The following is a 24,830-nucleotide window of genomic DNA, read 5'->3' as shown; positions in this document are numbered from 1 at the left end:
AAGGCCGGTTCTCAGGAACCGGCCTTTTTTTTCCCCGTCAGAACGGAATTTTCTGCGACCAGGGCTGGGCATTCTGCGTACCCACGCCCGGCCCGACCTTGATGCGGTTGTCGGCGCCGCTGTCGTTGTTCAGGCCGTTCAGGAATTCGCCCAGCGTATCGGCTTGTGGCAGGCCCAGGCGTGCAACGGCTTGTCCGGGCGGGAATTCCGAGAAATAGTATTCGCCGTTCTCGACGATGATGCCATCCGGACGGGGACGCGGCTTTTCTTCCGGCACGCCCTTGAGCACGTCCTGCATGTAGTCGACCCAGATCGGCATGGCAACACCGCCGCCGGTTTCGCGCGAACCCAGCGACTTGGGCTGGTCAAAGCCCAGCCAGGCGGTGGCCACCAGGGACGGGGTGTAGCCCGAGAACCAGGCGTCCACGGACTCGTTGGTGGTGCCCGTCTTGCCGGCGATGTCGTTGCGCTTGAGCAGCGCCCGGGCGCGGGCGGCGGTGCCGAAGGTGGCCACGCCACGCAGCACGTCGTCCATGATCCAGGCGGTGCGCGGATCGATCGCGCGGGCCGCGGCGTCGCCCGCCACGACGGGCTTGGACTGCATCACGATCTTGCCGCTGCTGTCGGTGACGCGGTCGATCAGGTAAGGCGTGATGCGATACCCGCCGTTGGCGAACACCGAGAACGCGCCGGCCAGTTGCAACGGGGTCACGGAGCCCGCGCCCAGCGCCAGCGGCAGCACGGCCGGCTGACGGGCCTTGTCGAAGCCGAAGCGGGTCAGGTAGTCCTGTGCGTACTGCGGGCCGATCGCCTGCAGGATGCGGATCGAGACCATGTTCTTGGACTTGTACAGGCCCTGGCGCAGCGTCAGCATGGGTTCGTACTGGTTGCCGTAGTTCTTCGGGTTCCAGGCCTTGGAGCCCGTTTGCGCGGCGGTCAGTTCGAACGGCTGGTCGGAAATCTGCGTGGCCGGCGTCAGGCCGCGTTCGAGCGAGGCGGCGTAGATGAACGGCTTGATGTTCGAACCCGGCTGGCGCCAGGCTTGCGTCACGCGGTTGAAGTTTCCGCGGTAGAAGTCGAAGCCGCCGACCATGGCGCGGATGGCGCCGTCTTGCGGCGACAGGGCCACGAACGCGGCCTGCACGGACGGCAGGTTGATGATTTCCCAGTTGTCGCCGAGCTTGCGGATATAGACCACGGAACCACGCTTGATGCGTTGTTCGGGCTTGGCTTTGTCGTTGAGCGCACGCGCCACGACGCCCAGCACCTTCTTGTCGGTGACGGTGATGACTTCGCGCGAGCTGCGGGCCAGCTTGACCTCGGTGGGGCTGGCCGACAGCACCAGCGCGGTCAGCAGGTCGCCGCTGTCGCTGAACTTGTCGAACACGCCGTCCAGGAATTCGTCCAGGGCTTGAGGGTTGTTTTCGGTGCCGGGGGGCAGATCGAGCTGCTCTTCGGGGCCGGGGTAGGGCGCGCGGCGGGTGTACTCCAGCACGCCTTCGCGTACGGCGCGGTAGGCGGCTTCCTGGTCCTTGGATTGGACCGTGGTGTAGATATTGATGCCGCGCGAGTAGACGTTGTCCTGGTAGACATTGAACAGCAGCTGGCGGGCCAGTTCGGCCACGTACTCGCCGTGGATGGCGTAGCCGCCAGCCGGCGTGCCTTCCGCCGACTTCATGACGATCTGCTGCGCCATCGCCTGCTTGTATTCAGGTTCGGTCAGGTAGCCCAGCGACTGCATGCGGCCCAGCACGTAGCGCTGGCGCAGTTCGGCGCGGGGGCGGTTGGAAATCGGGTTGAAGCGCGAAGGGGCCTTGGGGATGCCGGCCAGCATCGCGGCTTCGGCCGGCGTGACTTCCGACAGGGGCTTGCCGAAATACGTGCGCGACGCGGCGGCGAAGCCGTAGGCGCGGTGCCCCAGGTAGATCTGGTTCATGTAGAGCTCGAGGATCTGGTCCTTGGTGAGCTCGGATTCGATCTTGAACGTCAGCAGCAGTTCATAGAACTTGCGCGAGTAGGTCTTTTCGGACGACAGGTAGAAGTTGCGCGCCACCTGCATGGTGATCGTGCTGGCGCCCTGCGTCTTGGACATGTTGATCAGGTTGGTCAGGCCTGCCCGCACCACGCCCGTCCAGTCGATGCCCCCGTGCTGGTAGAAGCGGTCGTCTTCGGCGGCCAGCACCGCGGATTTCATGACGTCCGGGATTTCGTTGAAGCGCAGCACGTTGCGGCGTTCTTCGCCGAATTCACCGATGAGCACCTTGTCGGCGGTATAGACGCGCAGCGGCACCCGCGGGCGGTAATCCGTCATGGCGTTCAGGTCGGGCAGGTTGGGCCACGCCAGCGCCAGGGCCATCCCTGCCAGCAGCACGCCGCACAGGAACAGGCCGACACAGAAAATGCCGGTCTTGACGAAAAATCGCAATATCGGGGAACCGCTCTTGGCGGGCTTGTCTTTTTTGGAGGAATTCTGGGGCTTGCTCATCGCGGCGATTTTACGGGTATCTCCGGTCCCGCCTCAGCGTGGCGGATCGGTTTCTGTAACAAGATAGTTCAGTGTGGTGCGCGGGCAACTTGGCGGCAGATGTGATAATGCCGTCATGAACTTTTCCGCTCACTCATGTCCGGAGGCTGACCCGGACCTGGCGCCCTCCGGCGAGGCGCCCGAAAACTTGCCTTGCGCCTCGGAATGCGCAGGCAAGACCGTGTCGTTGCCGCATGACCTGCCCGTCTTCCTGGTAGGGATGATGGGGGCGGGCAAAACGACCATCGGCCGTGGCCTGGCGCGTGCCCTGGGGCGCGAGTTTATCGATCTGGATCATGAGCTCGAGGCGCGTTGCGGCGTACGGGTGCCGGTAATCTTCGAAATCGAGGGCGAGGCCGGTTTCCGTCGCCGGGAGTCCGCCGCTTTGGAAGAGTGTACCCAACGGCGCAACATTATTCTTGCCACGGGCGGTGGCGCCATCCTGGCCACCGAAAACCGCCTGCGCTTGCGCCAACGGGGCATCGTGGTCTATTTGAGGGCCAGCGTGGACGAATTGTTCCGCCGTACTTGCCGCGACCGCAACCGTCCCCTGCTGGCGACCGCCGATCCCCGCGGCACGCTGCGCGACCTGATGACCCTGCGCGAACCCCTCTATAAAGAAGTGGCCGACCTGGTGGTGGAAACGGGCTCGATGCCCGTCCATACGCTGGTCAAGGCCCTGCTGCCGCAATTACAAGCCTTCGAGAAGCAGATATGAACGTTGTTGAGGTCGACACCCCGGGCGGCCAGTACCCGATCCGCATCGCGCCGGGCCGCCTGGACGCCCTGGACCAGAGCATTCCCGCCGACGCCACCGCCATCGCCGTGGTCACCAACCCCACCGTGGCCGCGCTGTACGGCGAACGCGCCGAGGCCGCGCTGGCACGCACCGGCAAGCGGGTGTTGCGCATCGAACTGCCCGACGGCGAGTCCTATAAGGACTGGCAGTCGCTGAACCTGATCTTCGACGCCCTGCTGACGCATCGTCTGGACCGGCGCTGCGTGCTGGTGGCGCTGGGGGGCGGCGTGATCGGCGACATGACCGGTTTTGCCGCCGCGGTGTACATGCGCGGCGTGCGTTTCGTGCAGGTGCCCACGACGCTGCTGGCGCAGGTCGATTCGTCGGTGGGCGGCAAGACGGCGGTGAACCATCCGCTGGGCAAGAACATGATCGGGGCTTTCTACCAGCCGCTGGCAGTGGAAATCGATACCGACGTGCTCAACACGCTGCCGGCGCGCGAAATCTCGGCGGGCCTGGCCGAAGTCATCAAGTACGGCCTGATCCTGGACCCGGCGTTCTGGACCTGGTGCGAGGAAAACGCGCCCAAGCTGCGCAGCCTGGATCCCCAAGCCGTCGCCTACGCCATCCGGCGCTCGTGCGAACTGAAGGCGCAGGTGGTGGGCAAGGACGAACGCGAATCCGGCCTGCGCGCGATCCTGAACCTGGGTCATACCTTCGGCCACGCCATCGAGGCCGGCCTGGGCTATGGCGCCTGGCTGCACGGCGAGGCCGTGGGCTGTGGCATGGTGCAGGCCGCCGAGCTGTCCGCTGACGTGGCAGGGTTTCCGCGCGCCGATGTGGCGCGCGTTCGCGATCTGGTTGCGGCCATCGGTTGCCCCGTGGTGGCGCCCGACCTGGGCGCCGACCGTTGGCTGGACCTGATGCAGGTCGACAAAAAGACCGAAGGCGGCGAAATCCGCTATGTGCTCATGACCCGCATCGGCGAAGCGATGATGCGGGCGGCGCCGGCAGACGCCGTGCGCGCCGTGCTGGCCCGAACCACCGAGTAACGACAGGAGTGACGGTGTCGCAGATGAAAGAACTGGCTTCCTATGCATCCGACCCGTCCCGATCGCGCGGCCGGACCTACGCCGAGCCGCCGCCGGAAAACCGCAGCGAGTTCCAGCGCGATCGCGACCGCATCGTGCATTCAAGCGCCTTTCGGCGGCTGGAATACAAGACCCAGGTCTTCGTGAACCACGAAGGCGACCTGTTTCGCACCCGGCTGACGCACAGCCTGGAAGTGGCGCAGATCGCGCGCACGCTTGCCCGCAGCCTGGGGCTGTCCGAAGACCTGACCGAAGCCATTTCGCTGGCGCACGACCTGGGCCACACGCCCTTTGGCCATGCGGGCCAGGACGAGCTCAATGCCTGCATGCGCGAGCTGGCGCCGGAGGCCGGCGGTTTCGAGCACAACCTGCAGAGCTTGCGGGTGGTGGACGAGCTTGAAGAGCGCTACGCCGACTTCAATGGCCTGAACCTGTGTTTTGAAACGCGCGAGGGCATCCTCAAACATTGCTCGGCGGCGCATGCGCGGCAGTTGGGCGCCGTGGGTGAACGCTTCCTGTCGCGTACCCAGCCGTCGCTCGAGGCGCAGTTGGCCAACCTGGCCGATGAAGTGGCCTACAACAATCACGATATCGACGACGGCCTGCGCTCGGGCCTGATCACGCTCGAACAATTGCAGGACGTCTCGATTTTCCAGCGGCACCATGCCCAGGTGCTGGACCGTTATCCTGGCCTGGCTTCGCGCCGGGCCGTGGCCGAGACCATCCGCCGCATGATCAACACGTTGATCACGGACCTGACGCAGACCTCGCTTGCGCGTATTCGCGATGTGGCGCCGGCCAGCGCGGACGACGTGCGCCGCTCGCCGCCGCTGGCGGGTTTTTCAGGCGAGATTCGCCGCGAAGCCGACGAACTGAAGAAATTCCTGTTCGACAACCTGTACCGGCACTATCGGGTGCTGCGCATGACCACCAAGGCGCGGCGCATCGTGCGTGAACTGTTCGCGGCCTTCCTGGATGACCCGCGCCTGTTGCCGCCGGACTATCGTCGTGCCGCCTTCAACGAGCAGGCCCGTGCCATTGCGGACTACATCGCCGGCATGACCGACCGCTACGCCATTCGCGAGCACAAGCGCCTGTTCGACATGGCGTAGTCCAGACCGCTGACGGTTTGCCGCAAGGGCAAGCCGTCCGGCCCCCCGTTTCAGCGATGCTTGCGGTAAGGTTCGTCGGCTTCGACGAAGGTGGCCTCGGCGCGCGCATCGCGCATCCATTCCTGCATCGCTGGCAGCGCCAGCACGGCATCCATGTAGTCGCGCACCGGGCCGGCCGCAGTGATGCCATAGGTGGTGAAGCGGGACACGACCGGCGCGAAGAACGCGTCGGCGATCGAGAACGCACCGAACAGGAACGGCCCACCCTGGCCGAATTCGGCACGCGTGTCTTGCCAGATGGCATGCATGCGCGAGATGTCCTGGCGCGCGGCTTGCGGAATGTCGATGCCGGGCAGATGGGCTTCGATGTTCATGGGCAGGGCCTGGCGCAGGGCGCCAAAGCCGCTGTGCATCTGGGCGGACAGCGAGCGCGCTCGAGCGCGGGCGTGGGCATCCTGCGGCCACAGGCGGGCCTTGGGGTGTTGCTCGGCGACGTATTCGCAGATGGCCAGCGAATCCCACACGGCGAATTCGCCGTCCAGCAGCACCGGCACCAGGCCGGCTGGGGTCAGCGGGCCCAGGCTGCGGGCGAAGTCCTCAGTGAACAAGCCCAGCTTTTGCTCGGTGAAAGCGACACCGGTGGCGCGCAGGGCGAGCCAGGGGCGCAAGGACCACGACGAATAGTTCTTGTTGCCGATGATCAAGGTGTACATGCCGTTTCCCCTTTGTGGCGCCGCGCCCGTCAAGCGCCAGGCGTGCGGCGCAGCAGTTTGCCCAGATAGTGTCCCGTATGGCTGCCCGGGGCGTCGGCGACGTCTTCGGGGGTGCCTTGTGCCACCACGCGGCCGCCGCCGTCGCCCCCCTCGGGGCCCATGTCGACCAGCCAGTCCGCCGTCTTGATGACGTCCAGGTTGTGTTCGATGATGAGCACCGTATTGCCGCTGTCCACCAGCTGGTTCAACACTTGCAGCAGCAGTTCGATGTCGCGGAAATGCAGGCCGGTGGTGGGTTCGTCCAGGATGTACAGCGTGCGGCCGGTGCTGCGCCGCGATAGTTCCTGAGACAGCTTGACGCGCTGGGCTTCACCGCCGGACAGCGTGGTGGCGCTTTGGCCCAGCCGGATATACGACAGACCCACGTCGATCAGCGTATGCAGCTTGCGCGCAATGGCCGGCACAGATTCGAAGTACTCCAGCGCCTGCTCGACGGTCAGGTCCAGCACCTCGCTGATGTTGCGGCCGCGGTAGCGGATTTCGAGCGTTTCGCGGTTGTAGCGCTTGCCGTGGCAGACGTCGCAGGGCACGTACATGTCGGGCAGGAAGTGCATTTCCACCTTGACCACGCCGTCGCCCTGGCAGGCTTCGCAGCGTCCGCCCTTGACGTTGAAGCTGAAGCGGCCGGGATCGTAGCCGCGCGTGCGCGCTTCGGGCACGCCCGCGAACAGTTCGCGGATCGGCGTGAACAGGCCGGTGTAGGTGGCCGGGTTGCTGCGGGGCGTGCGGCCAATGGGGCTTTGGTCGACGCTGATGATCTTGTCGAAGTTCTCCAGCCCCTGCATTGCCACGTACGGAGCGGGTTCGCTTTGCGCGTGATGCAGCGCCCGCGACACCGCCACGGCCAGCGTATCGTTGACCAGGGTCGACTTGCCCGAGCCCGACACGCCGGTCACGCAGATCAGCCTGCCCGCGGGCAGGCGCAGATCCACGGTCTTCAGGTTGTTGCCGCTGGCGCCGGTAAGCGTCAGCCAGGGCAGGTCGTCGGTGACTGGACGGCGCTGCGGAATGGCGATGGCGCGCTTGCCGCTCAGGTACTGGCCCGTGAGCGAATTGGGGTCGCGCTGCACGGTGTCGGGATCGCCTTGCGCCACGACTTCACCGCCATGTTCGCCCGCGCCCGGCCCCATGTCCACGACCCAATCGGCCATGCGGATCATGTCTTCGTCATGTTCGACCACGATGACGCTGTTGCCCAGGTCGCGCAGGTGCTGCAGGGTGCCGATGAGGCGGTCGTTGTCGCGCTGGTGCAGGCCGATGGACGGTTCGTCCAGCACGTACATGACGCCGGTCAGGCCTGAGCCGATCTGGCTGGCCAGGCGGATGCGCTGCGCCTCTCCGCCGGAAATGGTGTCGGCGCTGCGGTCCAGCGACAGGTAGTTCAGGCCGACGTTGTTCAGGAAGCTCAGGCGCGCCTCGATCTCGCGCACGATGCGTTGGGCGATCTCCTGTTTGGCGCCGGTCAGCGTCAGGTCACGGAACCACGTCAGGCAGGTCGACAGCGGCATGGCTTCGACCTCGTAGATGGCCTGGCCGTGGCGTTCGCCGCCGCGCGGATCGTGGCCGATCAGCACGTTGCGGGCCTCGGGCCGCAGGCGCGAGCCGCCGCAATCGGGGCAGGTCTTGATGTTGCGGTACTTGCCTAGCTCTTCGCGCACGGTGGCCGAATCGGTTTCGCGCCAGCGGCGTTCCAGGTTCGGGATCACGCCTTCGAAGGTGTGGCGCTTGACGGTGCTGCGGCCTTTTTCGTTCAGGTAGAGGAACGAGATTTCTTCTTCGCCCGAGCCGTACAGCACCTTGTCGCGCAGCGCTTCGGGCAGGTCTTCGAAGGGCGCATCGATATCGAATTCGTAGTGCGCGGCCAGGCTGGTCAGAAGCGAATGGGTAAAGGCGTTGCGGCGGTCCCAGCCGCGGATGGCGCCGGCCGCCAGGCTGAGTTCGGGAAAGGCGACCACGCGCTTGGGGTCGAAGAATCCGACCTGGCCGATGCCGTCACAGCTGGGGCAGGCGCCCATCGGATTGTTGAAACTGAACAGGCGCGGTTCCAGTTCCGGCAGGCTGTGGCTGCAGACGGGGCAGGCGTAGCGGCTGGAGAAGACCTGTTCGCGGGTGCTGTCCATGTCCAGCGCCAACGCGCGGCCATCGGCCAGCTGCAGCGCGGTTTCGAAGCTTTCGGCCAGGCGCTGCTTGCTTTCGGGCTTGATGCGCAGGCGGTCGATCACCACGTCGATGTCGTGCTTCTCGGTTTTCTTGAGCGGCGCCATGCCGTCGATCTCGACCATCTGGCCGTCCACGCGCAGGCGCACATAGCCTTGCGCCTGCAGGCTGGCGCATTCGTCTTCGAAGCTGCCTTTCTTGCCCCGCGCGATGGGGGCCAGCACCGCCAGCCGGGTCTCTGCCGGCCAGGACAGCACCGCGTCCACCATCTGGCTGACGCTTTGGGCTTGCAACGGCAGGCCGTGGTCCGGGCAGTAGGGCGTACCCACCCGCGCATACAGCAGGCGCAGGTAGTCGTGGATCTCGGTGATGGTGCCGACCGTGGAGCGCGGATTGTGCCCCGCGGCCTTCTGCTCGATGGAGATTGCGGGCGACAGGCCTTCGATCAGGTCCACGTCGGGCTTGTCCATCAGTTGCAGGAACTGGCGCGCATAGGCGGAAAGGCTTTCGACGTAGCGCCGCTGCCCTTCCGCGTAGAGCGTATCGAACGCCAGCGAGGACTTGCCCGAGCCGGACAGGCCCGTCACCACCACCAGCTTGTGGCGCGGCAGGTCCAGCGAGACGTTCTTGAGATTGTGGGTGCGAGCACCCCGAATGCGTATGGTCACGTCTATCGGGCTCTTTTAAGCGGTTGCAAAGGCCAACTTGGTACTATAGCGCGCCGAGTCCTCCCCCGTACGGGGGCGTTCGCCAAGATGGCTTGATGCGGACCCGGCGCCCAGGATCAGACCGCAAGCGCATGACAACCGTCAGCGCGGGCGGCCCTCGTCATCGTTTAGATTTCCGCATGCCGGCAGATACCAAACTGAAATTGACCCCTTCCGAGCGCCGCGCCAGCGTGGCGCTGGCCGGCCTGTTCGCCGCACGGATGCTGGGGTTGTTCCTGTTGTTGCCCGTTTTCGCTGTCGCCGCCCGTGGCTTGCCCGGGGGCGACGATCCCGCGCGCGTGGGCCTGGCCCTGGGCATGTATGGCCTGACCCAGGCTTTCATGCAGATTCCGTTCGGCCTGGCGTCAGACCGCTGGGGCCGCCGGCCCGTGGTGATCTTCGGCCTGCTGCTGTTCGTGGCGGGCAGCATCGTCTGTGCCCAGGCGACCGACGTGTTCTGGATCACCATCGGCCGAGCGATCCAGGGCGCTGGCGCCATTTCGGCCGCGGTGACGGCCTGGCTGGCCGATGCCACTCGCGACGAGGTCCGTACGCGGGCCATGGCGATGGTTGGTGGATCGATCGGCCTGTCGTTTGCGGTATCGCTCGTGCTTTCGCCCGTCCTGGTCGGCTGGTGGGGGCTGTCGGGCCTGTTCTGGACCATCGCCTGTCTGGGCGTGATCTGCCTGGGCGTGGCGCGCTGGGTCGTGCCGGTAGTGCCGCGCACGCAGGCCCGCAGCATGCAGGCGGCCAGTCCGCGCCAGGTGCTGACGCATCGCGACCTGCTGCGGCTCAATTTCGGGGTATTCGTGCTGCACCTGATCCAGGTGTCGCTGTTCGTGGTGGTGCCTGCGCTGCTGGCCAAGGTGGGCGGGCTGGACGCTCGCGAATTGTGGAAGGTCTATCTGCCGGTCATCCTGGTCTCGTTCGTGTTGATGGTGCCGGTGGTGTTCGTGGCCGAAAAGCGCCGCGCGCACCGTGGCGCCTTGCGTGCGGCGGTGGCCGGCCTGGTGCTGGTGTGCGCATTGCTGCCGGCGGCCAGCCACGGTTTTTACACCCTGGCAGTGGCGTTGACCGGCTTTTTCGTAGCGTTCAATGTGCTCGAAGCCTTGCAGCCGTCGCTGGTGTCGCGGGTGGCGCCGCCGGCCTACAAGGGACTGGCCCTGGGGTTCTACAACACGGCCCAGGCCGCAGGCCTGTTCACGGGCGGCGCGCTGGGCGGCTGGGTGGCCTCGCATTCGGGCGCGGGAGCGGTGTTTGTGGGCGCTGCGGTGCTGGCGGCCTTGTGGCTGGCCGTGACCTGGGCGCTGAAGCCGCTGGCGTAGCCGAGGAGCCTTGCCGCGGGCGGAAAGCCGCGGATCGCGCCGCCAACGGTGTCCAACCGCGCTGAAATCGATTCCCGAGCAGGACAGCTTTGTCACGATTCCGGTTTGGCGTGGCAGGCGCTTTTCGTCGATAATACAAGCCAAATTAGGGCTTCACCGGCATCGCCGGTCATCGCTATGATGACCGGCGAGTTTCATGAAGCCGGTCTTCAACATTGCTATTTATGTTGTTGCCGGCGTATCCGCGGTAACGCGTGGCGCAGGCTGTCAACAACAGAGGGACAACGGCATGGCATCGGTTAACAAAGTCATTCTCGTGGGCAACCTGGGTCGCGACCCGGAAGTCCGCTACAGCCCCGACGGGGCCGCAATCTGCAACATGTCCATCGCCACCACCTCGTCCTGGAAGGACAAGGCCAGCGGCGAGAAGCGCGAAGAAACCGAATGGCACCGTGTCGTCATGTATAACCGCCTGGCCGAAATCGCCGGCGAATACCTGAAAAAGGGCCGTTCGGTGTACATCGAAGGCCGCCTGAAGACCCGCAAATGGCAAGACAAGGACACCGGCGCCGACCGCTACAGCACCGAAATCGTCGCTGACCAGATGCAGATGCTGGGTGGCCGCGAAGACGGCGGCGGCGGTGGCGGCAACTACGGCGGCGGCGGTGGCTACGACGATGCGCCCGCGCGCCAGCCGCAGCAACGCGCCCCGGCCCAACGCCCGGCGCCGCAGCAGCGTCCGGCTCCCCAATCGGCCCCGGCCGGTGGCGGCGCCAACCTGGCCGACATGGACGACGATATTCCGTTCTGATCGCGCCATCACGATGGTGCGCCGACCGCGCGTCATCAACCACAGCCCGGCAAGCCTTGCGGCCGCCGGGCTTTTTTGTGCCTGTTGCTTGACCGTACCCGCGCCTGTCCACAGGCTACGCACAGCCTGTCCACAGCTTGCCCACCGATTTTCGGGGCTTGTCCACCGGTTATGCACAAGGGGGCGGGCGGGCAATGAGTGGGCGGGAATCCGTTCACGCAGGCAAACTACCTGCCCGGATTCCGGCTTTTCAACTAGCCTGGCCTGGATCGCCGCAGCCCATCTGGGTTTGCCGGCCATGCATCGGTGCGCTGTCCACAGGCTGCGCACAGCATTTCCACAGTTTGCCCACCGATAATCAGGGCTTTTCCACAGCTTGTTAACAGGGGTAGGCTGGAAGGCCCGCCCCTTCAAGCCCGCCAGAGAACAGCAATGACCCAGAACATCTACGACACGCCGGAATTCTTTGAAGGCTATAGCCAGATGGCCCGCTCGGTGCATGGCCTGGATGGCGCGCCCGAATGGCCTGCGCTACGGGCGCTGGTGCCGGATGTCAAAGGCCGTGCCGTGGTTGACCTGGGCTGCGGTTTCGGCTGGTTCTGCCGCTGGGCTCAAGAGCAGGGCGCCGCTGAGGTGTTGGGGTTGGACGTATCCGAGAACATGCTGGCGCGGGCGCGAGACACCACCCGCAGCGCTACGATCCGGTACCAGCGGGCGGATCTGGACCAGTTGCAGCTACCGCCCCAAAGCGTCGACCTGGCCTACAGTTCGTTGACGCTGCATTACCTGGAATGCTTGCCCGCGCTGTTTGCCACGGTGCATCAGGCGCTCAAACCGGGTGGGCGCTTCGTGTTTTCTGCCGAGCATCCGATCTACACGGCGCCGGCACGGCCTGGTTTCGTTCAGGACGAGTCGGGGCGGCGCATCTGGCCGTTGAATCAATACGCGTTGCGGGGTCCGCGCACCACGGATTGGCTGGCCAAGGGTGTGATCAAACAGCATCGCACCGTGGGAGACTACGTGAACCTGTTGATCAAGGCGGGCTTCACCCTGGCGCATCTGGACGAATGGGCGCCTACTGCCGCCCAGCTTGCCGCGCAGCCGGCGCTGGCCGAAGAGCAGGACCGGCCCATGATGCTGCTGGTGGCCGCGCAACGCTGAAATATCTGGTTTCACAATAACCGCTTGCGTTGTCTATCTAGTAGTAGGTAAGATTCATCCATCGACGCAGCAAACTCAGCAACACCGCAGCGTCGCCCCAACCAGAAATACAGTAGTCGCCTTTTTTATTTACCTTGTTATCTACCTATAAGTAGATAGTTTAACTGAAACAACCTAGCCATCGTTATCTGGAGATCCACCATGAAGACCCTCGTATCCGCCCTCATCCTGTCCGCCTCGTTCATCGGCGCCGCCCAAGCTGGCGAACTGGATTACCCGCCCGCCGCCAATACCCAAAGCACGGTGACCCGCGCGCAAGTGCAGCAAGAGCTGGCCGCCGCCCGCGCCAACGGTGAATTGGCCTCCGGCGAAGAAGGCTACGCAGCGACCGCGTTCGCCAGCGCCAGTGACAAGAGCCGCGCCCAGGTGAAGCAGGAACTGGCTGCTGCCCGCGCCCAAGGCCTGACCGAAAGCGGTGAACTGGACTACCCGCCCGTCCAAGGCTGAGTTTTTTATCGACTGCGAGTCTATCTATAGATAGATAGCTTCTTGATTCACGTAGCAAGCGCAAGCAGTCACCCAAACAGCAAGCCAAGCATTACCCCTATCCCTACTGGAGATCCACCATGAAGACCCTCGTATCCGCCCTGATCCTGTCCGCTTCGTTCATCGGTGCCGCCCAAGCCGGCGAACTGGACTACCCGCCTGCCGCCAACACCCAAAGCACGGTGACCCGCGCCCAAGTGCAGCAAGAACTGGCCGCCGCCCGGGCCAACGGTGAACTGGCCACCAACGAAGAAGGCGCCGTCGCCACGACGTTCGCCAGCGCTGGCGACAAGAGCCGCGCCCAAGTGAAGCAGGAACTGGCTGCTGCCCGCGCCCAGGGCCTGACCGAAAGCGGTGAACTGGACTACCCGCCCGTTCAAGGCTGAGCCTGATGCCGAGCGATGCGGACTCCGGGGGGCGGGATATTTCCCGGCCGGAGTCCGCACGGTTGTTCCGGACCGGGGGCAAACCCGCCGATGACGAACCGATCTATTAGTAGGTAATATTCAGCCATGGACACTCCCACTCCCAATACCACCCGCGACCAGCTGCTGGCTCACGCCGAGAAGCTGATCCGCACCCGCGGTTGCAATGGCTTCAGCTATCGCGACCTGGCTGAGCACGTGGGCGTGAAGACGTCCAGCATTCACTATTACTTTCCGGGCAAGGACGATCTGCTCTACGAGGCTGTCGAAGCCTATAGCGCCCGTGCCCTGGCCTCGGTGCGCAGCATCGATACCACCCAGCCGGCCCACGCCCAGCTTGAAGCCTATCTGTCGATGATGGAATCGAAGGCGTGCGGCAGCGGCGAGTTGTGCCTGGGCGGCATGTTGGCGGCCGAAATGATGAGCTTGCCCGATCGCGTGCGAGGTGCATTGCAGGGATTTTTCCGGGCGCACGAAGTGTGGCTGACCCGGGTGCTGGCGCAAGGCGCCGAAGAAGGCACGCTGAAATTCTCAGGTAGCGCCGAAGCGGCCGGCCGGGCGGTGTTCGCCACGGTGCAGGGCTGCATGCTGGTATCACGGCTGTTCCAGGCACCGCCGGCCCTGTGCGAGGCGATCAGCGCCTTGTACGTCGAGTGCCAGGATAAGCCGGCCGCCTGATCTGCCCGCCTGGTTATTTGCACGGCCGCAATGCGCAAGCTTGCGGCCGTTGTCTTTGAGGCACCGTTGGTGTGTCGGAGCAGGGCGTCAGGCCAGGGCCCGGGCCATGTCCACGCTGCTGCGCCCCTGCATGCCGAGATCGCGCATGCGTTGCAGGAAGCTGGTTTGGGCGTCATCAAAGCCGGTCACCGGGCTGATGCAGTCGGTGAGCAACACCACGCGAGAGAAGTTACCGCCTGGCAGGTACTCGCCCAGGTGCTCGACGGTGGCCTTGACGCAGTGGCTGCCCGCCACGCCCGCGACGACGATCAGATCGGCGCGGCCCAGCGAGTCGAGCAAATTGCGGTTGAGCTGGCTGCGGGGGTCGTCAGCGTCGGGCACCTCGGCCATCAGCGCGCTGTAGTGCTCCGTCCAGGGATTGGTGCCCTTGGGCACCTTGCGCACGATGAATTGGCCCTCGTCTTCCCAGCGGCTGTAGGCGGCGCGCACGTCCGCGTGGACATTATGGCCCCACGTGCCGATCTCGCAATGCACGGGCCACACCATCAGCGTGTAGCGGCCGCGCGCCTCCAGTTCGTCCAGGTAGGACAGTGTGCGCGGCAGGTCGTCTACGTGACGAGGCTGGAAGGCGCCCGAGCGCACCTGGCCGGCGGTGATGGGCGTGAAGGGGGCGACCGGGCGACCGTCACCCGTGCGCCAGAACGTGGGGTGCGCGATGTCCAGTCGGTGATGAGAATCCAGCGTAACGGTAATGGCGGTTAACGCCGGCGCGGTCGCGTCGATGAACCGTGCCAACCGTTGCATATCGGCATGCGCGCCAGGTACCGGCAGCGCGGGCGCAATGGCCTGGCCGGTCAGCGGATCGGCGGGCAAGTAGCCCTTCGGCAGATCGCAGAAATCGTTCTGCGGATCGATGATCAGTAGATGAACAGAGCGCGACATGGGGGCAGGGGCGGGGGGTGAATAAGGAATATAGACCGGGATACCCGCGCCGGGCGAGTTCATTGCGCCCGCGCGTCCAGGAGCGGCCGTCCTGCGAAGAAGGGCTGGCTAGAACAGCACCAGGTGGCGGGCGCAGTCGGGCAATTGCCGCAACAGGGCTCGCCACAGCAGCCAGATGCGTACCAGCGCCACCACTCCGACTGCCGCTGCGATGTAGAAAATCATGACCCGCTCCGTTCTTCAATAAATTCGCACGACCGTGCGAAATTGGCCGCAAGAAATGCCGGCTTGAGCCGGCGCCTGGGTGCACTACTCGATGTACTTGAAACTGCGATACGTGGAAATCAGGCGCTCATAGGCGGCGCGTACCCGCTCATGAGCCTTGGGGTCCCGCAGGAAACGGGCGTCGTGCATCAGCCCGATCATCAGACTGTAGACCTCGAACACCAACTGCTCGGGATCCGTGTCCGGACGCAGGTGACCGGCTTCCAGCGCCTGCTGCACCGTGCGGACCATCGCGGCGCGCCAGCCCCGCAGATGTTCTTCCACCACCGAGCGCAATGGCGTGTCGACGTCGTCGTATTCAAAGGCGCCGGCAACATAGATGCAGCCAGTCAGCAGTTCGACATTGCAGGCGCGTTCGATCCAGTGAGCCACCAGCGCATTCAGACGCGGCAGCCCGCGGGGTTGCGCCATGGCGGGGGTGAACACGGCGGCGACGAAGCGGCGGTCGTATTCGTCCAGCACGGCTTGCTGCAGCGCTTCGCGTGACCCGACCCGGGAGAACACGCCGCTCTTGCTGATGCCCAGCCGTTTGGCGACCTGGCCGAGCGACAGGCTCTCCAGCCCCTGGGCGGCGGCCATGTCCAAGGCCGCGTCCACAATGGCCGCGAAGGTCAGTTCGCTCTTTTCAGTCAAGGCAGTCATGCACGAAATTTAGCACGATCGTGCGAAATTGGGGGTTTTTATCTTATCGCTGTCGGCGGCTGAAAAAAAGCCGGACAGCTTGCGCTGCCCGGCTGGATCATGCAGGTTCTGGCGGAATGATCAGGCTTGGGCCGCCTTGAATTCCAGGCGGAACTTGTGCAACAGCGGCTCGGTGTAGCCGTTGGGCTGGGTCAAGCCTTCGAACACCAGCGCGCAAGCGGCCTTGAACGCCAGCGAGCCGTCGAAGTTGCCCGCCATGGGCAGGTAGTGGGGGTCGCCCGCGTTCTGGCCATCAACCACCTTGGCCATGCGCTTGAAGGTTTCCATGACCTGGTCGCGGTTCGTGACGCCGTGGCGCAGCCAATTGGCGATGTGCTGGCTGGAGATGCGCAGCGTGGCGCGGTCTTCCATGAGGCCGACGTTATGGATGTCGGGCACCTTGGAGCAGCCGACGCCCTGGTCGATCCAGCGCACCACGTAACCCAGGATGCCCTGGACGTTGTTGTCGAGTTCCTGCTGGATGTCGGCGGCGGACCATTTCGAGCGGTCGCCCACGGGCACCGTCAACAGGCCGGCCAGCAGATCGTCGCGCACGCTGTCGAGCTTGGTGCGTTCGAGTTCCTGTTGCACGGCCTGCACATCCACCTGGTGGTAGTGCAACGCGTGCAGGGTGGCGGCGGTGGGCGACGGCACCCAGGCGGTGTTGGCGCCGGCCTTGGGGTGGGCGATCTTTTGTTCGAGCATGGCGGCCATCAGGTCGGGCATGGCCCACATGCCCTTGCCGATCTGGGCGCGGCCGCGCAGGCCGGCGTCCAGGCCGACCAGCACGTTGTTGCGCTCGTAGGCGGTGATCCAGGCGGTGGACTTCATGTCGCCCTTGCGCAGCATGGGGCCGGCTTCCATGCTGGAATGCATTTCGTCGCCGGTGCGGTCCAGGAAGCCGGTGTTGATGAACGCCACCCGCGCAGCTGCGGCCTGGATGCAGGCCTTCAGGTTGATGCTGGTGCGGCGCTCTTCGTCCATGATGCCCATTTTCAGGGTGTTGCGTGGCACACCGAGCAGGTCTTCGACGCGGTCGAACAGTTCGCTGGCGAAGGCGGCTTCGGCCGGGCCGTGCATCTTGGGTTTGACGATATAGACCGAGCCGGTGCGCGAATTGAGCTTGCGTTCGCGGTCGTGCAGGGCGGCCAGGCTGGTGACCACGGCGTCCAGGATGCCTTCCGGGATTTCCTGCCCATCGCGGTCGAGCACCGCCGGGTTGGTCATGAGGTGGCCGACGTTGCGCACGAACATCAGCGAGCGGCCGTGCAGGCTCAGCGGGGCGCCGTTGGCGCCGGTGTATTGGCGGTCGGCATTGAGCTTGCGGGTGAAGGTCTTGCCGGCCTTGGTGACGGCTTCGGTCAGGTCGCCCTTCATCAGGCCGAGCCAGTTGCGGTAGATGTGGACCTTGTCGTCGGCGTCGACGGCCGCGACCGAGTCTTCGCAATCCATGATGGTGGTCAGCGCGGCTTCGACCAGGACGTCCTTGACGCCGGCAGCATCGGTGGCGCCGATGGCGTGGCTGCGGTCGACCTGGATTTCGAAGTGCAGGCCGTTGTTCTTGAGCAGCACGGCCGTGGGCGCGTCGGCATTGCCTTGGTAGCCCACGAACTGCGCCGGCGTCTTGAGCGTGGTGGCGCTGTTGGCGAGTGCGATGCTGAGCTGGCCGTTCTTGACGGCGTAGCCGCGGGCATCGGCATGCGAGCCCTGGGCCAACGGGGCGGCGGTATCCAGGAAGCCGCGGGCGCGGGCGATGACGGCGGCGCCGCGTTCGGGGTTGTACCCCTTGCCCGTGTCGCCAGGCGTGGCCGGGATGGCGTCGGTGCCGTAGAGCGCGTCGTACAGGCTGCCCCAGCGGGCGTTGGCGGCGTTCAGGGCGTAGCGCGAGTTCGACACCGGCACCACCAGTTGCGGGCCGGCTTGCTGGGAGATTTCGGTATCGACATGGTCGGTCGTGGCGCGCACGCTGGCCGGCTGCGGCAGCAGGTAGCCGATGCCTTCCAGGAACTTGCGATAGGCGGCCGGGTCGGCGATGGGGCCGGGGTGGGCGCGGTGCCAGGCGTCGAGTTCAGCCTGCAGGCGGTCGCGTTCGGCCAGCAGGGCGCGATTCTTGGGGGCCAGGTCATGCACCAGGGCCGAGAACCCCTTCCAGAAGGCGTCGGCATCCAGGCCCGAGCCGGGCAACGCTTCCTTTTCGATGAACTGGCTGAGATTGGCCGCCACTTGCAGGCCGTGGTGCTGGGTGCGTTGAGTCATGCGAGTCTCTGGTAAGGAGGTCTGGGCGGCGCGCGCGCCGGGCGAATCTGTCGTGACATCATCGTTCGCGGCTGCGCCAAAGTCCATATCAAAACCCGCTGGTCATACCAGTTTATTCACGCCCCACCCGGCAAACATTGTTTTTTTATGGTTTTATATCAGCCACTTACAGTTGGCGTGAAAAGCGTGCTCGTCTAGGACGAAAGCTTGGTCATACCACTGGTACGGAGAACGCATGCACGCCGAAATCGAAACTAAACCCCGCCAGGTGGCGGACGAGGTGGCCGAGCGCATCGAGCGCCTGATCCTGGACGGCGTCCTGAAGGCCGGCCAGGCGCTGCCGTCCGAGCGGCGCCTGACGGAAAAGCTGGGCGTGTCGCGTACGGCGCTGCGCGAGGGGCTCAAGCTTTTGCGCGCGCGCGAGATCATCCACACGTCGCAGGGCAAGGGTTCGTTCGTGGCGCGCATTTCCAAGGTGGATGCGGGCCCGTTGATGCACCTGTTCAACTCGCAGCCGCGCACGCTGTACGACCTGCTCGAGGTCCGTTCGCTGTTGGAGGCCGATTCAGCCCGGTTGGCGGCGCTACGCGGCACCGAGGCCGATTTCATCATGATCCGGCGTCGCTACGAAGAGATGGTGCATGCCCAGGCGGATGCCGATACGGCCACGCACGCGCACTTGGATCATGCGTTTCATCTGGCTATCTGCGAGGCTTCGCACAACCCGGTGCTGGTGCATACGCTGCAATCATTGAACGACCTGATGCTGGGATCGGTGTTCGCCTGCGTCAATAACCTGTACCACCGCGAGCCCGAAAAGCGGCAGATCGACAAGCAGCACGCCAAGCTGTTCAACGCGGTGATCGGGCGCCAACCCGAGCAGGCGCGCCGCGCCGCCGCCGACCATGTCGACAGCGTGCGGCAGAACCTCGCTGAAATCGAGCAGGAAGAACAGCGCCTGGTGCGCGCCACGTTGCGCCTGGAAGGCTGGACGTAGCGCGCAGCGGGCAGACCTTTACCGGTCTTCAGTCATCGCGGCCGCCAGGGCCAGCGGCTTGCCGGCGTAGACGCGGCCGAAGCGGTTGCCGAGCAACGCTTCCAGCGCGATCTGCTCTTGCCCCACGAAGCCCTTCTGCGGCAGCACGCCTTGCGCGACCAGGTCCAGCGCCGCGCAGATGCCGGCGGCGGTCGACAGCTGGATGGCGCTCAGGCGATGGCCGTCGACGTCGGCGCCGAAGACGCGAATGGGGTACGACTCTTCTTCCAGCCGGCCGTGGCGATGCCCGGACGCCTGCGCCTGGATGACGATCACATCCTGTTCGGTGGTGGGGATGGCCGTTTCGAAGATGTCTTTGAGCAGGTCGCGGCGGTCGCGCAGGCGCAGGTCATTGAGCAATAGCTTCATCAGGTTGCAATGGCCCGGGTAACGGACTGACTTGTAGTCCACGTTGCGGGCGCGGCCCAACAACGTGGCGGGCAGCGTGCCCAGCCCGCCCGAGGTGTTGAAGGCTTCGTATTCGACGCCGTCCAGCGCAAAGGTCTCATAGCCTTCCAGCGCGGGCACGCTGGTCAGTTCACCATCGACGATGGCTTCGCACGGGTTGCAGTATTCGTTGATCAACCCTTCGGTGCTCCAGGTCAGGTTGTAGCGCAGGCTGTTGGACGGGTAACGCGGCAGTGCGCCCACGCGCATGCGCAGGTCCAGCAACGTGTCGAAGCGACGGGCCAGCGCGTTGCCGACGATGCCGATGAAGCCCGGCGCCAGGCCGCACTGCGGCATCAGCACGCTGTGGCTGTCAGCGGCCAGCGCCTGGATGGCATGGGTGCTGGCTACGTCTTCGGTCAGGTCGAAGTAATGGACGCCGGCCTTCGCGCACAGTCCCGCCACCGCGATGGCGCGATGGAACGGCAGCGCATTGACCACGGCGTAACGGCCCTCGAGGCAGGCCGCGATCGAGGCGTCATCGGAAATCTGGCGCGTTTCGCAGCCCAATTCGGCCACGGCGCGCAGGCGCGCGGGGTCCTGGTCGGCAACCAAGACCGAATAGTCGCCGCTACGCTCAAGCATCAGGGCGATGGCGAAGCCGATTTTTCCGGCGCCCAACAAGAGGACGGGCTTGGTAGAGGTGGACATGGTGCGCTCCTGCATAGAGAGGGGGAAGGGTTGGCCTCATCCTATGCGCGAGCGTTGTCGATTTGTAGATGCTAAAGCGTCGTAACGGTTTTAACTAACGTCGTTATGACTTAATTGGGTGTCGATTCGTCAAAAGAAAAGCCCCTCGGCCAGGGCCGAAGGGCTTTGCAGGGCGATTGCCGGGCCTGGAAGCCAGGCCTTGCAATCAGCTGCCCATGGGGGGGTAGTCCATGTTGCCGAAGGTGACCAGGCCTTCCGTCTTGGCTTGGGCCAGTTCGGTTTGCACTTGGGCGCGGGTCAGCGACGAGGCAGCGGCGTGGGCAACGGGCGGGTAGTCCATGTTGCCGAAGGTGACTTCACCGGCGTTCTTGGCTTGGGCCAGTTGCTCTTGCACTTGTTGCGCGGTCAGGCTGGACTTCTGGGCGATGGCGGCGGGGTAGCCTTCTTCGCCGAAGGTGTATTGGCCCGAAACCTTGGCTTGTTGCAGTTCGGCTTGAACCTGGGCACGCGACGGGCCTTGGTCGGCTTCGGCGGCTTGGGCGCCAGCGGCAGCCAGAACGGACATGGACAGCATCAAAGCGGTAGCAAGGGTTTTCATAGCAGACCTCCATATGTCTTGAGCTTGGGATCCGAACCTCTGGCCTGATTGCTGGGGGTTCGCTTGCTGTGTCCCGATGAGATGCATTCTGTGCCTAAACAACCCTGGGATAAACCCTTATTACCTGAAAACATCTTTCCAAAATACGTACTAATCGGTCTGGAACTTCTCAAATGGCACCATAGGTGGCGATATTTCCATTTGATGACGCAATAGGTGGTGGTCGGCCCGGGCAGGGGCCAAGGCCGGCGAATCAAGGGGGAGGGGGAAAGCGGCGCGCAGCCCCGGAAGGGTTCCGGGGCTGGCAGGGGGAAGGATCAGCGGTTCAGGTCAGCCAAAGCGGCGTCGTATTCAGCGCGTGCTTCGTCCAGCTTGCGCTGGGCCTTGTCGATCTTGTCTTGCTTGCCCTTGGCGCGGGCGGTCTTGAGCTCGGCCTCGCGTTCGGAGACCTTGTTCTGCTTGTCGCGCACGTCGGCTTCGCGCTGGGATTGCAGGCGGCTGTCGGTGCAGTGCGCCTTCGCCTCAGCCAACGCTTTCTGCAAGCCGGCCACCTTGCGGGTGTTGTTGTCGGCCTTGGCCGCGGCGATGTCGTTTTCGATCTGGCAGAACTTGGCGGCGCAACCGCGCTGCGCCGAGCAGTCGGTCGCGGCCTGCGCGGGCAGGGCGCCGAGCAGTGCGCAAACCGAAGCCAGGGCCGTCAGGGTTTTGGTCAAAGCGGGCATGCGGTGTCTCCGTAAGGCGTGTCGGGAGCTGCCATCTTCGCCCAAGCGGCCGTGGCTCGCAATGCGCGCGGTCAACGGATCAGCGTGCCTGCCAGCGCTGCCGCAACCAGCAATGCGCCCAGCCACAGGTTGGCGCGGAACAGCATGAAATTGCGGTCGGGGCGCTGGATGTCGAAGACCTTCAACTGCCAAGCCAGGTGCACGGCGATGGCGGCAATGCCCACGTAATAGGCCGCGGACATGCCGATGGCATAGCCGCCCCAGGCCCACAGCACGACGTTGGCCAGGTAGAACCCGCCGATCCAGAGCTTGCCCTGGTCGCCAAAGCGCATGGCCGTGGAGTGCAGCCCGAGGCTGCGGTCGTCGCGCACGTCGACGTAGGCGTAGATGCTGTCGTAGCCCACCTGCCACAGCACCGCGCCCAGCCACATGGCCACGGCGGCCAGGGGCACGTGGTTCTGCGTGTCCGACCAGGCCATGAGCATGCCCCAGTTGAAGCAGATGCCCAGTACCACCTGCGGCCAGTAGGTGACGCGTTTGCATAGCGGATAGATGAAGACGAAGGGCAGGACGGCCACGGCCAACCAGCGGCTCATGCCGTTCAGGAAGAACAGCAGCGAACCGCAGACGAGCAACTGGCCGATCAGGAACCACACCGCCTTGCGCATCGTCAGCTGGCCGCTGGTCAGCGGGCGAAAGCGGGTGCGTTCGACGTGTTTGTCGAAGTTGCGGTCGCACATGTCGTTGACGGTGCAGCCGATGCCGCGCATCAGCAAGGCGCCCAGCGAGAAAACGATCAGGCGTTGCAGGTCGGGCAGGCCACCGGCGGCCTGGATCAGCGCAGCGATGCAGGGCAGCAGGGTCAGCCAGGTGCCGATGGGGCGGTCAAGCCGGCACAGGCGGGCGTAGGGCCGCCACGATCGGGGCAGCCAGCGTTCGACCCAGTCGGTGAAGACGATGTCGCTGAGGTCGACGGGAGGTTGTTGCGGGGCGCTCACTGTCACGGCGAAAGAAAGGGGAGGAAAGCCGACAGCATAAAACAACGGCCGGGCATGGTGCCCGGCCGCGGTGCCGTCAAGGGTGGTCAGGGCCGGGTTTTCAGGCCGTGTATTCCTTGAGCAGCTTGCCCAGGATGGCGATGCCGGTGCGGATCTTGTCTTCGGGCACGGTGGCAAAACTGAGGCGCAGCGTGTTGGCGCGGCCGGCGCCGCTGTAGAACGGCGCGCCGGGCACGAACGCCACGTTCTGGGCAATGGCCTTTTCGAGCAGCTTGGTGCTGTCGATGTGCTCGGGCAGCGTCAGCCAGATGAACATGCCGCCTTCGGGCTTGGTCCAGGTGACGGTGGCGGGGAATTCGCGCTGGATGGCTTCGAGCATGCAGCTGCCCTGGGCGCGGTAGATTTCGCGCACGTTGGGCAGGTGCTCGTCCAGGAAGCCGTCCTTGACGATTTCGTACACGGCCATCTGGGTCAGCGTGGGCGTGTGCAGGTCGGTGGCTTGCTTGGCCTGCACCAGCTTGTTGATCAGCGGACGGGCGGCGGCGATGTAGCCCAGGCGCAGACCCGGGGCCAGCACCTTGGAGAACGTGCCCAGACGGACGACATTGGCGCCGTACTCGGAGGCCAGCGCGATCAGGCCAGGCTGCGGTTCGCCTGCGTAGCGCAGTTCGCCGTAGGGGTCGTCTTCGATGATGGTCAGGTTCAGTTCGGCGGCGCGCTTGACCAGCGCAATGCGGCGCGCCAGGCTCAGCGTGCGGCCGGTGGGATTCTGGAAATTGGGCAGGGCGTACAGGAAGCGCGCGCCATCGGCCAGTTCGGGGGTGATGGCATCGGGGATCAGGCCGCCGTCGTCGGTGGGCACCGGCACGAACTTGGGCTGGTACAGGCTGAACGATTGCAGGGCGCCCAGGTAGCTGGGGTCTTCGACCAGCACTTTGCTGTCCTTGTCGATCAGGACCTTGCCGAGCAGGTCCAGCGCTTGTTGCGAGCCGGAGACGATCAGGATCTGGTCGGCGGTGACATTGGCGCCCGCGCTGTTGAGGTCGTCCGCGACCCATTGGCGCAGCGGCGCAAAGCCTTCGGTGGGACCGTATTGCAGGGCGGCGCGGCCGTTGGTGGCCAGGACCTTGTCGAATGCCGCTCGTACCACTTCTACCGGGAAGCCGCCGGGCGCCGGCAGACCGCCTGCGAACGAGATGACTTCGGGCCGCTCGGTGACCTTGAGGATCTCGCGGATGGCGGAACTGGTGAGTTGCTGAGCGCGTTCCGAGAAGGAAAACGCAGGTTCGAAAGGCTTGTCCATGGCTTGCTTCTTAATCAAGAAGAGGGGTGGCAGGGGTAACGGCAACGAGGCAGAAAAGACGTTACTGCGTAAACTATTGTCCCACAGCGAGGCGAGCCGGCCCCTTTATCGCGGCGCGCCCCTAAAATCACTTGCATCGATAATCGCCTGTACAGTTACATTTATACATATGTTTGAAGCTGCCCCGATTGCCGCCGAATCCAAGGCTGCGTTGTACGCCGAACTGGTCAAGCAGGCTCGCGCGCTGCTCGAAGGCGAGCACGACCGCATTGCCAATGCCGCCAACCTCGGCGCGCTGGCCTACCAGGCCCTGCCCGACCTGAACTGGGTGGGCTTTTACTTCTTTGATGGCACGGAACTGGTGCTGGGTCCCTTCCAGGGCAAGCCGGCCTGCGTGCGCATTGCGCTGAACCGCGGCGTGTGTGGCGCGGCGGCGAGCCAGCGCCAGACGCAACTGGTGCCGGACGTGCACGCGTTTCCGGGCCATATCGCCTGCGACGCCGCCTCGCGCTCCGAGATCGTGGTGCCGCTGGTCCATCAAGGCCAGCTCATTGGCGTATGGGACGTCGACAGCCCGGTGCCCGACCGCTTCGACGAAGACGACCGGCGCGGCATGGAAGCACTCTGCGAGGCGTTCCTGGCCAGCCTGCGTTGACAGGCCCGCGGCAGCCCGGTAGATTTGCGCATCGGCCGGTTGCGGCCGATTTTGCCCCTTTATTCCTTTCATGATTCATCAGGCCAACCAATCCGCTTACCTGTTCCGCGCCCTGGGCGTGGCGACGGTCTGCGTCGGCCTGAAATCCAAAAAACAGCCGCTCATCTGACCGGAGCATGCTGTTCCGTCAGATGGGCGACGGAACAG

At 64.9% G+C, this 24,830-nt stretch carries 22 protein-coding genes; 11 read left to right on the top strand and 11 right to left on the bottom strand.

Annotated elements, in window-relative coordinates; genetic code table 11:
• Positions 1-37: 37 nt before the first annotated feature.
• Positions 38-2,485 (bottom strand): PBP1A family penicillin-binding protein, encoded by a 2,448-nt coding sequence (locus tag AC6LJ2_RS04410; protein ID WP_263913050.1) that lies wholly within the window; start codon positions 2,483-2,485, stop codon positions 38-40.
• Positions 2,486-2,600: 115 nt separating this feature from the next.
• Here AC6LJ2_RS04410 and AC6LJ2_RS04405 point away from each other — a divergent pair, with 115 nt between their 5' ends.
• The 3 genes from AC6LJ2_RS04405 to AC6LJ2_RS04395 are packed head-to-tail and all read left to right on the top strand — an operon-like array spanning position 2,601 to position 5,466.
• Positions 2,601-3,242 (top strand): shikimate kinase, encoded by a 642-nt coding sequence (locus AC6LJ2_RS04405; RefSeq protein ID WP_498150885.1) that lies wholly within the window; start codon positions 2,601-2,603, stop codon positions 3,240-3,242.
• Positions 3,239-4,315, top strand: a complete 1,077-nt coding sequence (aroB, locus tag AC6LJ2_RS04400; protein WP_263913049.1) for a 3-dehydroquinate synthase — start codon at positions 3,239-3,241, stop codon at positions 4,313-4,315. Before AC6LJ2_RS04405 ends, aroB begins: the two co-directional genes overlap by 4 nt.
• 23 nt (positions 4,316-4,338) lie before the next feature.
• Entirely contained in the window at positions 4,339-5,466 is a 1,128-nt protein-coding gene (locus AC6LJ2_RS04395; protein WP_263913048.1) for a deoxyguanosinetriphosphate triphosphohydrolase, read from the top strand.
• Positions 5,467-5,516: 50 nt separating this feature from the next.
• On the opposite strand, the gene AC6LJ2_RS04390 is transcribed toward AC6LJ2_RS04395, so the two are convergent.
• Both AC6LJ2_RS04390 and uvrA read right to left on the bottom strand, forming a co-directional pair.
• Positions 5,517-6,179 (bottom strand): glutathione S-transferase family protein, encoded by a 663-nt coding sequence (locus AC6LJ2_RS04390; RefSeq protein ID WP_263913047.1) that lies wholly within the window; start codon positions 6,177-6,179, stop codon positions 5,517-5,519.
• Positions 6,180-6,208: 29 nt separating this feature from the next.
• On the bottom strand, positions 6,209-9,064 hold the full coding sequence (gene uvrA / locus AC6LJ2_RS04385) for an excinuclease ABC subunit UvrA (protein ID WP_445657852.1): 2,856 nt from the start codon (positions 9,062-9,064) through the stop codon (positions 6,209-6,211).
• A 179-nt stretch (positions 9,065-9,243) separates the two neighbouring features.
• Here uvrA and AC6LJ2_RS04380 point away from each other — a divergent pair, with 179 nt between their 5' ends.
• The 6 genes from AC6LJ2_RS04380 (at position 9,244) to AC6LJ2_RS04355 (ending at position 14,049) form a co-directional block, all read left to right on the top strand.
• A complete protein-coding gene (locus AC6LJ2_RS04380) occupies positions 9,244-10,428 on the top strand; it encodes an MFS transporter (protein ID WP_263913046.1) in 1,185 nt (394 codons plus the stop codon).
• 289 nt (positions 10,429-10,717) lie between these two features.
• Positions 10,718-11,239, top strand: coding sequence for a single-stranded DNA-binding protein (gene ssb, locus AC6LJ2_RS04375; RefSeq protein WP_263913045.1), 522 nt, complete (start codon positions 10,718-10,720; stop codon positions 11,237-11,239).
• Between the two features lie 432 nt (positions 11,240-11,671).
• Positions 11,672-12,400, top strand: coding sequence for a class I SAM-dependent methyltransferase (locus AC6LJ2_RS04370; protein ID WP_263913044.1), 729 nt, complete (start codon positions 11,672-11,674; stop codon positions 12,398-12,400).
• A 201-nt stretch (positions 12,401-12,601) separates the two neighbouring features.
• Complete coding sequence (locus AC6LJ2_RS04365; protein ID WP_263913043.1) at positions 12,602-12,907, top strand: DUF4148 domain-containing protein; 306 nt, start codon at positions 12,602-12,604, stop codon at positions 12,905-12,907.
• Between the two features lie 119 nt (positions 12,908-13,026).
• Positions 13,027-13,332 (top strand): DUF4148 domain-containing protein, encoded by a 306-nt coding sequence (locus tag AC6LJ2_RS04360; protein WP_445657851.1) that lies wholly within the window; start codon positions 13,027-13,029, stop codon positions 13,330-13,332.
• A gap of 126 nt (positions 13,333-13,458) precedes the next feature.
• The gene (locus AC6LJ2_RS04355; protein ID WP_263913041.1) at positions 13,459-14,049 is read left to right on the top strand and encodes a TetR/AcrR family transcriptional regulator; all 591 of its coding nucleotides are present in this window, start codon (positions 13,459-13,461) and stop codon (positions 14,047-14,049) included.
• A gap of 87 nt (positions 14,050-14,136) precedes the next feature.
• Here AC6LJ2_RS04355 and AC6LJ2_RS04350 read toward each other — a convergent pair whose 3' ends face one another.
• The 3 genes from AC6LJ2_RS04350 to AC6LJ2_RS04340 form a co-directional block, all read right to left on the bottom strand.
• Positions 14,137-14,991, bottom strand: a complete 855-nt coding sequence (locus AC6LJ2_RS04350; protein ID WP_498150884.1) for a cysteine hydrolase family protein — start codon at positions 14,989-14,991, stop codon at positions 14,137-14,139.
• Positions 14,992-15,300: 309 nt separating this feature from the next.
• Entirely contained in the window at positions 15,301-15,918 is a 618-nt protein-coding gene (locus AC6LJ2_RS04345) for a TetR/AcrR family transcriptional regulator (RefSeq protein WP_025136300.1), read from the bottom strand.
• Between the two features lie 120 nt (positions 15,919-16,038).
• Complete coding sequence (locus tag AC6LJ2_RS04340) at positions 16,039-18,213, bottom strand: malate synthase G (RefSeq protein ID WP_498150883.1); 2,175 nt, start codon at positions 18,211-18,213, stop codon at positions 16,039-16,041.
• Between the two features lie 235 nt (positions 18,214-18,448).
• On the opposite strand from AC6LJ2_RS04340, the gene glcC reads away from it, so the two are divergent.
• Positions 18,449-19,210: a transcriptional regulator GlcC gene (gene glcC / locus AC6LJ2_RS04335; RefSeq protein WP_263913037.1), complete on the top strand. Its 762-nt coding sequence runs from the start codon at positions 18,449-18,451 to the stop codon at positions 19,208-19,210.
• An 18-nt stretch (positions 19,211-19,228) separates the two neighbouring features.
• On the opposite strand, the gene AC6LJ2_RS04330 is transcribed toward glcC, so the two are convergent.
• From AC6LJ2_RS04330 to AC6LJ2_RS04310, 5 genes are all read right to left on the bottom strand, one after another.
• Positions 19,229-20,347 carry a saccharopine dehydrogenase family protein gene (locus AC6LJ2_RS04330; protein WP_263913036.1) on the bottom strand — a complete coding sequence of 373 codons (1,119 nt, stop codon included), beginning with the start codon at positions 20,345-20,347 and terminating at the stop codon, positions 19,229-19,231.
• 205 nt (positions 20,348-20,552) lie between these two features.
• Positions 20,553-20,945, bottom strand: coding sequence for a DUF4148 domain-containing protein (locus AC6LJ2_RS04325; RefSeq protein ID WP_263913035.1), 393 nt, complete (start codon positions 20,943-20,945; stop codon positions 20,553-20,555).
• A 317-nt stretch (positions 20,946-21,262) separates the two neighbouring features.
• Positions 21,263-21,667, bottom strand: a complete 405-nt coding sequence (locus tag AC6LJ2_RS04320) for a DUF1090 domain-containing protein (protein WP_263913034.1) — start codon at positions 21,665-21,667, stop codon at positions 21,263-21,265.
• 71 nt (positions 21,668-21,738) lie between these two features.
• Positions 21,739-22,665 carry a 4-hydroxybenzoate octaprenyltransferase gene (gene ubiA / locus AC6LJ2_RS04315; protein WP_498150882.1) on the bottom strand — a complete coding sequence of 309 codons (927 nt, stop codon included), beginning with the start codon at positions 22,663-22,665 and terminating at the stop codon, positions 21,739-21,741.
• 100 nt (positions 22,666-22,765) lie between these two features.
• Positions 22,766-23,968, bottom strand: coding sequence for an aminotransferase-like domain-containing protein (locus tag AC6LJ2_RS04310; RefSeq protein ID WP_498150881.1), 1,203 nt, complete (start codon positions 23,966-23,968; stop codon positions 22,766-22,768).
• Between the two features lie 169 nt (positions 23,969-24,137).
• Between AC6LJ2_RS04310 and AC6LJ2_RS04305 the strand changes: the two genes are divergently transcribed.
• A complete protein-coding gene (locus AC6LJ2_RS04305; protein WP_263913031.1) occupies positions 24,138-24,623 on the top strand; it encodes a free L-methionine (R)-S-oxide reductase MsrC in 486 nt (161 codons plus the stop codon).
• Positions 24,624-24,830: the final 207 nt, after the last annotated feature.

Source organism: Achromobacter sp. 1014246743, assembly GCF_059760725.1.
This window is presented reverse-complemented; position numbering and strand designations above follow the sequence as displayed.